The following is a 12,120-nucleotide window of genomic DNA, read 5'->3' on the forward strand; positions in this document are numbered from 1 at the left end:
TAGACTACATAATAAAGGGGTAGTAAAGAATGCCTAACAGTCAAAAGATTCGTCATTCGTTATCATCTGCGCAGTCTGGTATGTGGTTTGCGCAACAATTAGATCCGCTTAATCCAATTTATAATACTGGGGAATATGTAGAAATAAACGGAAATATTCATCAAGACATTTTTGAATTAGCTGTACGTAAAGTTGTAATGGAAACAGAAGCACTTCATGTTCGCTTCGAAGAGGATGAAATTGGCCTATGGCAAGTTATTGAAGAATCACAGTTTCATATGCATTTTATTGACGTTCGTAAAGAAGAAAATCCTGAAGAAGCTGCTAAAGTATGGATGAAAAATGATTTATCTATACCAGTCAATTTGAAAAAAGATACATTATTTACTGAAGCACTTATTCAAGTTGAAAATAATCGTTTCTTTTGGTATCAGCGCATCCATCACATTGTGATGGATGGCTATGGATTTTCACTTCTTAGCCAAAAGGTAGCGAATGAGTATACATCACTTATAGAAGAAACAAACAAGAATGAAAAACCATTTGGTTCTCTTGCAAAAGTCGTGCAAGAAGATATTGAGTATCGTGAGTCTAAACAATTTCAGGAAGATCGTATTTTTTGGTTAGAAAAGTATGCAGATGAACCAGAAGTTGTAAGTTTGGCAGAACGAGCACCGAGAACATCAAATGGATTTTCACGAGAAACAGCTTATTTATCTAGTTCTAGCACGAAAACTTTACTAGAAGATATCAATATTTCGTTAACAAGTTGGCCGGAATTCATTGTCGCTATAACAAGTATTTATATGCATAAATTAACAGGTGAAAATGATATTGTTTTAGGTTTACCGATGATGGGACGTCTAGGTTCTGTATCTATTCATACACCAAGTATGGTAATGAATTTAGTTCCACTTCGTATTACAGTAACTCCAAATATAACTCTTGCAGAATTATTGCAACAAGTTTCTAAAGAAATCCGAGATGTACGTCGCCATTATAAATACCGTCATGAGGAATTAAGAAGAGACTTAAAGTTACTAGGTGAAAATCAAAGGTTGTTTGGACCGTTAGTGAATGTTATGCCTTTTGATTACGGGCTTAACTTTGCTGGAAATCGTGGTATTACGCATAACTTATCAGCAGGACCTGTCGATGATTTATCAATAAATGTATATAAACGTTTTGATCAAAATGAGCTAATGATTCATTTTGATGCGAATCCCGAAGTATATAATGGCGCGGAGCTAGCATTGCATAAAGAAAGATTTATGAATCTATTTGAATTAGTAGTAAATAATTATGAGAAAAACGAGTCGATTGGAAAAATAAACATTACTCTGCCTGAAGAAAATCATAAAGTTTTATTGGAATGGAATGAAACGAAGGAAGACGATGAGTTAATCAGTCTGCCTATATCATTTGAAAAACAAGTGCAAAAAAATCCCAATAAACTAGCGATTACTTGTGACGGTGTAAACCTTACGTATAAAGAGCTAAATGAACGAGCGAATGAACTAGCACATTATTTAGTAGAAGAAGGAATACGACCAAACCAGTTTGTAGCTTTAGTATTCCCTAGATCAATAGAAATGGTAGTTAGTATGCTAGCAGTCTTAAAGGCTGGTGCAGCGTATTTACCAATAGATCCAGAATACCCAGCAGATAGAGTTACTTATATAGTAAATGATGCAAAACCAGTTTGTATCATAACACATTCATCTGTTTCATCTAAGTTAGTTATAGAAAAGGATATGAAAAAAATTGTATTAGATGACGAAGAAACGAAACTAGCGTTACATACATACTCTCGTATGAATATAGCATGTAAGAATGATGTATCACTGTTAAACCCAGCCTATACAATATATACTTCAGGCTCAACAGGAAACCCAAAAGGTGTAATTGTTCCTATGAGAGGTTTAAGTAACTTTTTAATGGCTATGCAACAAAAGTTTTCATTAAATGAAAATGATCATTTATTAGCAGTTACAACGTTTGCATTTGATATTTCTGCACTAGAAATTTATTTACCTCTTATTAGTGGTGCAAGTTTAACAATTGCGCAAAAAGAAGACATACAAGAGCCTTCTGCATTAACGACACTTTTACATGAAGAAAGAGTGACCATTATGCAGGCTACACCGACGCTTTGGCAGGCGTTAGTAACTGATTATCCAGAGAAGCTACAAGGGCTAAGCATACTTGTTGGTGGTGAAGCTCTTCCAGCGCATTTAGCAAATAAATTACGAGAATTAGGTTGCTCAATAACTAATTTATATGGACCAACTGAAACGACGATTTGGTCTACTTTCATGAACATTGATGAAGGTGAAAAGGGTATACCTCCTATTGGAAAACCAATTTGCAATACAGAAGTGTATGTATTGGATGCAGGGTTACAACCAGTTCCACCTGGAGCTATTGGTGAATTATATATTGCAGGGGAAGGACTTGCAAGCGGATATTTAGGAAAACCTGAGTTAACAGCTGAACGGTTTGTTGCAAATCCTTATGGAGAATCAGGGAAGCGCATGTACCGTACAGGAGATCTTGTGAAATGGCGTAGTGATGGTGCGTTAGAGTACATTAGTCGCGCAGATCATCAAATTAAAATTCGTGGATTCCGAATTGAATTAGCTGAAATTGAAACGGTATTACAACGACATAAAAATATTCAACAAGCGGTAGTAATGGTACGAGAAGATCATGCAAATGATAAACGCATCATTGCGTATATCGTTGCAGAAGAAAAGGAACCGATTAATCTTTCAGAAATTCGTTCTTATGTTTCAGAAAGTTTAGCGAATTACATGATACCATCAGCATTTGTTGTGCTAGAAGAATTACCATTAACGCCAAATGGTAAGGTGGATAGAAAGAAATTACCTGCTCCTGATTTTAATGGAATGAACAATGAGAGAGTTGCTAGAAATCCGAAAGAAGAAATATTATGTGATTTATTTGCAGAAGTACTTGGTGTCTCTCGAATTAGCATTGATGATAATTTCTTTGAAATGGGTGGACATTCACTTCTCGCATCTCGTTTAATGGCTAGAATTCGTGAAACGTTAAGTGTGGAATTAGGAATTGGGAAACTATTTGAATCACCAACTGTTGCCGAACTGGCGAAACAATTAAACCATGCAAAAAGCGCAAGACCAGCTATTCAGAAAGCAAGTAGGCCAAATGAAGTTCCACTTTCATTTGCACAGCGCAGGTTATGGTTCTTAAATTGTTTAGAAGGTCCAAGTCCTACTTATAATATTCCGCTAGTCATTCGTATGAATGGAATATTGAATCGGGAAGCATTACAAGGTGCTTTTTATGATGTAGTTGAGAAACATGAAACACTTAGAACAATTTTCCCTAACGTATTAGGTAGTTCCTATCAGAAAATTTTAGATATGGAAAACTTAAATCTAGAAATGGTTATAACTAATACATGTAAAGATGAATTAGAAAGTGTACTTTCAGAGGCGGTAAGATATAGCTTTAACCTCGATTTTGAGCCGGCAGTTCGTTTACAACTTTTTACAGTGAGTGAAAACGAACATGTATTATTAATTCTATTACATCATATTGTAGGTGATGGCTGGTCATTACAGCCGTTAACGAGAGATTTTACAGCGGCGTATAAAGCGCGATGTCAAGGGGACAGAATTCAGCTGGAGTCACTTCCAGTTCAATACGCAGATTATGCACTTTGGCAACAGCAATTGCTAGGTGATGAAACGACACCAGAGAGTCTTATTTCAACACAATTAGATTTTTGGAAAGAAGAACTTAAAGGTTTACCAGACCAAATGGAGTTACCTACAGATTTCCAGCGTCCAATTGAGACGAGTTACCGCGGGGAAACAATTCATTTTCATATAGATGAAGGTATGCATAGTAGGTTAGTAGAGCTTGCACGTGAGAATGGAGTTAGTTTGTTTATGGTATTGCAAGCAGGGCTTAGTGCACTATTTACAAGATTAGGTGCAGGCACTGATATACCCATTGGAAGTCCGATTGCTGGAAGAAATGATGATGTACTTTCAGATATTGTTGGTTTATTTGTAAATACATTAGTGTTACGTACAAATACTTCAGGAGATCCAAGTTTTAAAGAATTATTAAATAGAGTGAAGCAGGTAAACCTTGCAGCTTATGAAAATCAAGATGTTCCATTTGAAAGGCTTGTTGAAGTATTAAATCCAGTACGTACTCGAAACAGCCACCCGTTGTTTCAAGTTATGTTAGCTTTTCAAAATACACCAGAAGCAACGTTTCATGTACCAGATTTAGAAGCGAGCCTTGAAATTCAAAGCGTCGGTTCTGCAAAATTTGATTTAACATTTGAAATTAGTGAGAATAACGGAGTTGATGGTACTCCGAACGGTTTACATGGATTACTAGAGTTTAGTACCGATTTATATAAACGTGAAACGGTTCAAAAACTAATAGAACGATTCATTTTGTTATTAGATGATGCAGCTACAAATCCGGATCGATCAATTGGCACATTAGAAATATTAGCTGTAGCAGAGAAAAATACAGTGTTAGAAAAGTGGAATGGTGGTTTTCAAATTGCACCAGAAATGACATTGCCACAATTGTTTGAAAAGCAGGTTCATATAAATCCAAATTCTATTGCTGTTGTCTTTGAAGATAAGAAATTAACTTATGAAGAGTTAAATAGAAAAGCAAATAAAATAGCTCGATTCCTAATAGCAAAAGGGATTGGTCCTGATCAACTCGTTGCTTTAGCGATGCCAAGATCATTAAACATGGTTGTAAGCTTATTAGCTGTTCTTAAAGCTGGTGCTGGATACCTTCCGTTAGATCCAGATTACCCAGCAGACCGTATTTCATTTATGCTACACGATGCGAAACCATCACGTGTTTTAACGAATTCAGAAGTGGAAATTGAATGTGATGAGGCACTAAAAGTTTTAGTTGATGATGTGAAAGTACTAGCAGAAGTTGAGAAATATAGTGAAGAAAATATTGATGAAGTGGAACGAATTAAGCCATTATCTCCATCACATATTGCTTACGTTATTTATACGTCAGGCTCAACGGGTAGACCGAAAGGCGTTATGATACCTCATCAAAATGTAGTAAGACTTTTAGGAGCAACTGATCATTGGTTCCAGTTTGACGGAAACGATGTTTGGACGATGTTCCATTCATACGCTTTTGATTTCTCGGTTTGGGAAATTTGGGGACCTTTATTATACGGAGGGCGTTTAGTTGTAGTTCCACATACTGTAAGTCGCTCGCCGAAAGAATTTTTACAGCTTCTTGTTAAAGAAAAGGTTACGGTTTTAAACCAAACTCCATCAGCGTTCTATCAATTGATGCAAGCAGATCGTGAAAATGAAGAGATCGGCCAAAAATTATCTTTACGATATGTTGTTTTTGGAGGAGAAGCACTTGAGCTAAGTCGCTTAGAAGATTGGTATAGTCGACATCCTCATAACGCACCAAAGCTTATTAATATGTACGGTATTACGGAGACGACAGTGCATGTTAGTTATATTGAATTAGATGAAACTATCGTCTCTTTACGAGCAAATAGTTTAATTGGGTGCAGTATACCTGACCTTAAAGTGTATGTGTTAGACAACTATTTACAACCAGTCCCACCTGGAGTAGTTGGAGAAATGTATGTTGCAGGTGCAGGACTTGCGCGTGGATATTTAGGAAGAGCAGGATTAACGGCTGAACGCTTTATCGCAGATCCATTTAGCAAGCCAGGTACAAGAATGTATCGTACAGGAGACTTAGCTCGCTGGCGTAATGATGGGACGCTAGATTATATAGGACGTGCAGATCATCAAATCAAAATTCGTGGATTCCGAATTGAATTAGGAGAAATAGAAGCAGTCATAATGAAGCACCCTAAAGTTGAGCAAGTAGCCGTTATTGTACGTGAAGATCAACCAGGGGATAAACGGTTAGTTTCTTATATCGTTGCATCAAATAATGAAGCAATTGATACGAATGAAATGCGTCAGTTTGCTAGTGGTAGTTTACCAGATTATATGGTTCCATACGCTTTTGTAGTAGTAAATGAGTTACCTTTAACTCCAAACGGTAAATTAGATAGAAAGGCATTGCCAGCTCCAGAATTTATCGCATCATCTTCTAGTCGTGGTCCAAGAACACCGCAAGAAGAAATGTTATGTGACTTGTTTACAGAAGTGCTAAGTGTACCTCAAATTGGAATTGATGACGGATTCTTTGATCTTGGTGGTCATTCACTCCTTGCAGTGCAGCTTATGAGCCGCATGAAAGAGGCGCTTGGAGTGGAACTAAACATTGGTACTTTATTTGCAGCACCGACTGTTGCAGGGTTAGCTGAAAGACTTGAGATGGGGAATGGTCAAAGTGCACTTGATGTGTTGCTTCCATTACGAGCAAGCGGGGATCAATTACCACTATTTTGTGTACATCCAGCAGGTGGATTAAGTTGGTGCTATGCAGGACTTATGAAATCTTTAGGAACAGATTATCCAATCTATGGTGTACAAGCACGTGGTATTGCTAAAAATGAAGAACTTCCAAAAAGTTTAGAGGAGATGGCGGCGGATTACTTGAAACATGTTCGTGAAGTACAGCCTTATGGACCATATCGTTTATTAGGTTGGTCGCTTGGAGGAAATGTTGTGCATGCAATGGCGGCGCAACTACAAAATGAAGGGGAAGAAGTAGAATTACTCGTTATGCTTGATTCTTATCCTGGACACTTCTTACCAAATACGGAAGCGCCTACTGAAGAGGAAGCGTTAATTGCATTACTTGCTTTAGGCGGATATGATCCAGATAACATGGATGGTAAACCCCTTACAATGGAAAGTGCAGTTGAAATCCTTCGTAAAGATGGAAGTGCATTAGCAAGTCTTGAAGAAGAGACTATATTGAACTTGAAAGAAACATATGTAAATTCAGTAGGGTTGTTAGGGAAATATGTACCGAAAGTTTATAACGGAGATATCTTATTCTTTAGATCTACTGTTATACCAGACTGGTTTGATCCTATTTCTCCAAATACGTGGCTAAATTATTTAGACGGGCAAATTGTGCAGCACGATATTGATTGTAGACATAAAGATCTATGTCAGCCAGGTCCACTTACGGAAATTGGGCAAGTATTAGCGAAATATTTGCAGAATAAGAAAGGGGTAAGTAGAGTATGACGAATCCATTTGAAAATGATAATTACACATATAAAGTATTAATAAATGAGGAGGGCCAGTATTCTCTCTGGCCTGCTTTTCTCGATGTACCTATTGGCTGGAATGTCGTATATGAAGAAGCTAGTAGGCAGAGCTGCTTAGAATATGTTGAATATAACTGGAAAGATTTGAATCCACAAGGTAATCAAGTTCGCGAAAAAACATTAGTAGGAAAACGATAATGAAAGAAAAACTAAATCCAAAAGTAGTTGTAAGTATCGTTTATATAACTGCGATGTTTATGGCTGCGATGGACGCAACGATTGTAAATGTAGCACTGCAAACGATAAGTAGGGAACTACAAGTACCTGCATCTGCAATGGGGACGGTGAATGTTGGGTATTTAGTTAGTTTAGCTGTTTTCCTTCCGATTTCTGGTTGGTTAGGAGATCGTTTTGGTACGAAAAGAGTATTTTTAATTGCTCTTTTCGTATTTACAATTGCCTCTGCTTTATGCGGAATGGCTAACGATATTACTTCATTGAATATTTTCCGTATCATTCAAGGTGCTGGTGGAGGGCTTTTAACACCGGTCGGAATGGCGATGTTATTCCGAACATTTTCACCAGAGGAAAGACCGAAGATTTCCCGGTTCATTGTACTGCCAATTGCTGTAGCACCAGCAGTTGGTCCTATCATCGGTGGTTTCTTTGTAGATCAAATGTCTTGGCGTTGGGTATTTTATATTAATCTACCGTTTGGAATCGTTGCATTGCTCTTTGGACTTCTATTTTTAGCAGAGCATGTTGAAAAATCAGCTGGTCGCTTTGATTCGCTCGGCTTTATTTTATCAGCACCAGGATTTGCGATGCTCATATATGCACTCAGCCAGGGACCGTCAAAAGGATGGATTTCTCCAGAAATTATGAGTACCGGGGTAGCTGGGGGTGTATTCATTACGTTGTTTATAATCGTAGAACTGAAAGTAAAGCAACCGATGTTAGATTTACGCTTATTAAAAGAACCAGTCTTTAGAAAGATGAGCCTTATATCATTATTTTCATCAGCCGGTTTATTAGGAATGTTATTTGTTTTTCCACTTATGTATCAAAATGTGATAGGAGTTTCCGCGCTAGAATCAGGACTTACGACATTTCCAGAGGCGATTGGATTAATGATTTCTTCACAAATTGTGCCATGGTCATATAAGAAATTAGGAGCTCGAAAGGTAATTTCTATTGGATTAATATGTACGGCGGTTATATTTGTTTTATTGAGTTTTGTAAATCACGATACGAATCCGTGGCAAATCCGCGCATTATTGTTTGGTATCGGTATTTTCTTAGGTCAATCTGTCGGTGCGGTTCAATTTTCTGCCTTTAACAATATCACGCCGCCTTCTATGGGGAGAGCTACTACTATATTCAATGTGCAAAATCGACTAGGTTCAGCAATAGGAGTAGCTGTTTTAGCTAGTATACTAGCCGGTTTTGGAAGTAATAACGTTCAATTCGATTTTTTACCATATCAAGCAGCACTAATTGGATCAGCAATATTTTTGCTCATAGCACTACTATTTTCTTTACGTATTTCCGATAAAGAGGTAATGTCAAAGAAGAAAGAAAAAACATTATCTGTATCAGAAAAAGAGAAAGTACTTGTCAATGAATAACAATATACGCATGCTTTCTTATGAAAATTGATATTCGTTGAATAAAGGAGAGTTTACATGATAGAAAGTAAAGTTGTAGATTCTATTCCAACTTTGAATGAGAATGATTGTCAAATATGGTGGGCAAGAATTTCAGATTTACAATCATGGCATTACAATTTACTAAATGATATAGAGCGAGAGAAAGCAAATTCGTATCACCATTCGGCAGATCGAGCTCGTTTTATAATAGGTTGCGTAATAAGTAGATTAGTTCTCGGTAAGATACTTTCTATGTCACCAGTCCAAGTACCAATTGATCGAATGTGCTCAGTATGTAAATTGCAGCATGGAAGACCACAATTACCAGAAGGTATGCCGCAATTATCCGTTTCACATTCAGGTGAGTGGGTTGTCGTTGCTTTTACAAAATCTGCACCTGTTGGCATAGATGTAGAACAAATGAATCCAAATGTAGATGTTATGAAAATGGCAGAAGGTGTATTAACAGACATTGAAATAGCGCAAGTTATGAAACTGCCAAATGAACAGAAAATAGAAGGGTTTTTAACATATTGGACTCGAAAAGAAGCGGTGCTGAAAGCGACAGGTGAAGGACTAATGATTCCGCCAGTACATATTACAGTATCAGCTCCAAATGATCCTCCAAACTTGTTGGTTTTTAAGGATAGACAAGAGTTATTAAATAATACAATGATGGAAGATGTAAAGCCTAGTTTAGATTATAGGGCCTCTGTTGCAATATTCAGTAAGGAAGTAACTGAAATTACGCAATTAGATGCGGCAGCACTTTTAAATCTTAAATAAAAAAATTATAGAAGAGGTGTTCCTCATGTTAGTAGCGGAAAATAGAAAGAATGAATTCACTTATAACGTACAAGCAATTAAAAATATTTTATTTTCTGGAGATACATCATCCATTCATGCTTTAGAAAAGCTTTTAAATGATACAGTTCAGTTTGATGTTCTTGAACAAGAGGCACTTGGTAGACAGTACATTCCGAAAGAAGCAAAGAATTTCTTTGATAAAGATGGAACATTTCTTTACCGTGTATCTAATGTTAGTTATAAAGGCAAGGTGTTATCTGAAAATCTAATTTTTGCAGACACTTCGTTTTTACCGGACGCAATAAAGAGTGAATTAGAGAGTGGAAATATTCCTGTTGAAAAGCTTATAGAAAAGATGGAAGTAAGAAGAAATGTATTATATGAAGGATATCAGCCATCTGGAAATATTATTGAATTGTTTGATGGATGTTCTGTTACAGCGAATGTGTATCCAACTAGAAAGTATCAAATTGTAAGTAAATGCAAATGTGTATTTTATATTTGTGAAGTGTATCATGCAGAGAATATAAAGCAATTACTTAAATAAAAACAAGAAACCAGCCTATAAAATGGCTGGTTTCTTGTTTATTTAACAGCTTCTTTTAATTCTTTACCTGCTTTAAATGCAGGAACTTTACCAGCGGCGATTTGAATTTCTTCGCCAGTTTGCGGATTACGTCCTGTACGAGCAGATCTTTCGCGCACTTCAAAAGTTCCAAAACCGATTAGTTGAACTTTATCTCCAGATTGTAATGCATTAGCAATTGTGTCAAATACGGATTGTACAGCTGCAGAAGCGTCCTTTTGAGAAATATCAGCTGATTGAGCTACGTTTTTAATTAATTCTGTTTTGTTCATGTTTTCACCTCATAAAAAAATTTTTGGAATGAATGTTTTAGTATAATAGATAGTAAAGATAAAGCTATCACTATGATTAGATAGAATACTATATAATTATGTTAATTTCGTTGCAAGAGACTGAATCCCTTCTATTATTTAGGGATTAATTAAGAATCGATGCATATAAAAAGCTTTAATATGAGGATGAGGGGGAGTATATGAATGATTTTTCGTGAAAAAAATGAGAAGGAAAGTATATTAATTCGTCAACATGATCATGGTTTTTTAGCTGGAGAGATTGCAAAACATATAAAAGAAGACTTTTTTGAAAGTAAAACATATTTAAAAGAAACAGTTGATGCAATATATGAGCATGACAGAGGATGGATAGAGCTTGATAAAGTACCAATTTTGAATGATGCTAAAAATATTCCATATACATTTATGGATTGTCCAAGCCCATTACGTTTTGTTTTTTATACGATTGGTTTGAATGAAATTGAAAATTCTAATCCATACGGGGCATTGCTTTGTAGTAAACATTTTTTATCATTTCCACTAAACGAGGAAGATGAAGAGATGATGTCATTTTATAAACATGAATTAGAACGACAAAAAAGAATTTTGAAAACGTTAACAAAGGAACAGTTTGCGATGTTCGATAAACATTATAGATTATTAAAGTTTTGTGATGAACTTTCTTTATACGTATGTATGAATAAGCCTGGTGTCAAAAAGAAAGATGAAATTGACTTATTTAAAGATGGTTTTGAAGGAACAGAAATGTTTAATAGTAAAGAGGAGAAACTTATTCAAGCTGAATGGGTGGACGAGGAAACGATTCGGATTACACCATTTCCATTTCAAACGGAATTTTATACGTATGTAAAATATAAAACGATAAATAAGCATGAAATGAAAGAAAAAGGGATTGCAAAGGCTGATAGAGAATCAGAAATGAAGAAACAAACCATTCGTTTCATACAATAAGGAGGTAATATAAGTTGAAAGATTATATATTAAAACAGTGTGATTACCATGCTTGGGCTAATACTAGATTATTCAATCGATTAAAAGAGTTACCAAACTATGAGACGATTTTTAATGAGCAGATACAGAGTGTATTCCCATCCATTAAGGATACTTTTGTGCATATTTATATTACAGATCAAGTGTGGTTACATATATTGCATGGTAAAAGTATGGATGAAGCAATACAAGACCGAGAAGATTTACGAAAACAAATTGAAACTAAATCGTTACATGAATTAGAAAAAATGTTTGAAAACATGGCAAATCAATATAAAGAGTTTTTAATTACAATACAAGATGTGAATGCTGTATTTGTTATTGAGAATCCATATGTAGGGAAATTAGAAACTTCGATTTTAGAATTAGTGCAACATGTCGTAAATCATGGTACATATCATAGAGGAAATATAACAGCGATGATCCGTCAACTTGGTCATTCGTCAACAATGATGGATTTTGTACTGTATTTACATATGGTTAAAAAGCAGGGAGAGTAATATAGTTTGTAAAAAGGAGAGGCTTTAATTGTAGAAGTCTCTCCTTCTATTTTATCCGGCATTAATGGTAGATCGACTGATTAAA

8 protein-coding genes are annotated in these 12,120 nt (G+C 35.8%); 7 read left to right on the plus strand and 1 reads right to left on the minus strand.

The genetic code is table 11. The features are described 5' to 3' along the window. Positions 1 to 29: 29 nt before the first annotated feature. Genes GBN91_RS19820 through GBN91_RS19840 form a run of 5 tightly spaced genes read left to right on the plus strand, consistent with a single transcriptional unit; the run spans position 30 to position 10,213 of the window. On the plus strand, positions 30 to 7,187 hold the full coding sequence (locus tag GBN91_RS19820; RefSeq protein WP_152122064.1) for an amino acid adenylation domain-containing protein: 7,158 nt from the start codon (positions 30 to 32) through the stop codon (positions 7,185 to 7,187). Further along, positions 7,184 to 7,408, plus strand: a complete 225-nt coding sequence (locus GBN91_RS19825) for an MbtH family protein (RefSeq protein ID WP_000184059.1) — start codon at positions 7,184 to 7,186, stop codon at positions 7,406 to 7,408. The genes GBN91_RS19820 and GBN91_RS19825 overlap by 4 nt, the downstream gene beginning before the upstream one ends. Beyond that, on the plus strand, positions 7,408 to 8,838 hold the full coding sequence (locus GBN91_RS19830) for an MDR family MFS transporter (RefSeq protein WP_006918579.1): 1,431 nt from the start codon (positions 7,408 to 7,410) through the stop codon (positions 8,836 to 8,838). Before GBN91_RS19825 ends, GBN91_RS19830 begins: the two co-directional genes overlap by 1 nt. Before the next feature lie 57 nt (positions 8,839 to 8,895). Then, the gene (sfp, locus tag GBN91_RS19835) at positions 8,896 to 9,645 is read left to right on the plus strand and encodes a 4'-phosphopantetheinyl transferase Sfp (protein ID WP_006918580.1); all 750 of its coding nucleotides are present in this window, start codon (positions 8,896 to 8,898) and stop codon (positions 9,643 to 9,645) included. Between the two features lie 25 nt (positions 9,646 to 9,670). Continuing rightward, entirely contained in the window at positions 9,671 to 10,213 is a 543-nt protein-coding gene (locus GBN91_RS19840) for a hypothetical protein (RefSeq protein ID WP_000959125.1), read from the plus strand. 38 nt (positions 10,214 to 10,251) lie between these two features. On the opposite strand, the gene GBN91_RS19845 is transcribed toward GBN91_RS19840, so the two are convergent. Beyond that, positions 10,252 to 10,524 (minus strand): HU family DNA-binding protein, encoded by a 273-nt coding sequence (locus GBN91_RS19845; RefSeq protein ID WP_001043905.1) that lies wholly within the window; start codon positions 10,522 to 10,524, stop codon positions 10,252 to 10,254. A 204-nt stretch (positions 10,525 to 10,728) separates the two neighbouring features. Between GBN91_RS19845 and GBN91_RS19850 the strand changes: the two genes are divergently transcribed. Then, positions 10,729 to 11,496: a DUF3891 family protein gene (locus tag GBN91_RS19850; RefSeq protein ID WP_006918586.1), complete on the plus strand. Its 768-nt coding sequence runs from the start codon at positions 10,729 to 10,731 to the stop codon at positions 11,494 to 11,496. Between the two features lie 14 nt (positions 11,497 to 11,510). Next, positions 11,511 to 12,035, plus strand: a complete 525-nt coding sequence (locus tag GBN91_RS19855) for a DinB family protein (RefSeq protein ID WP_016122462.1) — start codon at positions 11,511 to 11,513, stop codon at positions 12,033 to 12,035. The last annotated feature ends 85 nt before the right edge of the window (positions 12,036 to 12,120 follow it).

This window comes from Bacillus sp. B1-WWTP-T-0.5-Post-4 (genome assembly GCF_009183795.1).
Classification (GTDB): domain Bacteria; phylum Bacillota; class Bacilli; order Bacillales; family Bacillaceae_G; genus Bacillus_A; species Bacillus_A cereus.

What these genes read in the sequence shown, in the direction of transcription:
- GBN91_RS19820 (WP_152122064.1), top strand. Translation starts at nt 30, where the DNA reads ATGCCTAACAGTCAAAAGATTCGTCATTCGTTATCATCTGCGCAGTCT.
- GBN91_RS19850 (WP_006918586.1), top strand. Translation starts at nt 10,729, where the DNA reads ATGATTTTTCGTGAAAAAAATGAGAAGGAAAGTATATTAATTCGTCAA.
- sfp (WP_006918580.1), top strand. Translation starts at nt 8,896, where the DNA reads ATGATAGAAAGTAAAGTTGTAGATTCTATTCCAACTTTGAATGAGAAT.
- GBN91_RS19840 (WP_000959125.1), top strand. Translation starts at nt 9,671, where the DNA reads ATGTTAGTAGCGGAAAATAGAAAGAATGAATTCACTTATAACGTACAA.
- GBN91_RS19830 (WP_006918579.1), top strand. Translation starts at nt 7,408, where the DNA reads ATGAAAGAAAAACTAAATCCAAAAGTAGTTGTAAGTATCGTTTATATA.
- GBN91_RS19825 (WP_000184059.1), top strand. Translation starts at nt 7,184, where the DNA reads ATGACGAATCCATTTGAAAATGATAATTACACATATAAAGTATTAATA.
- GBN91_RS19845 (WP_001043905.1), bottom strand. Translation starts at nt 10,524, where the DNA reads ATGAACAAAACAGAATTAATTAAAAACGTAGCTCAATCAGCTGATATT.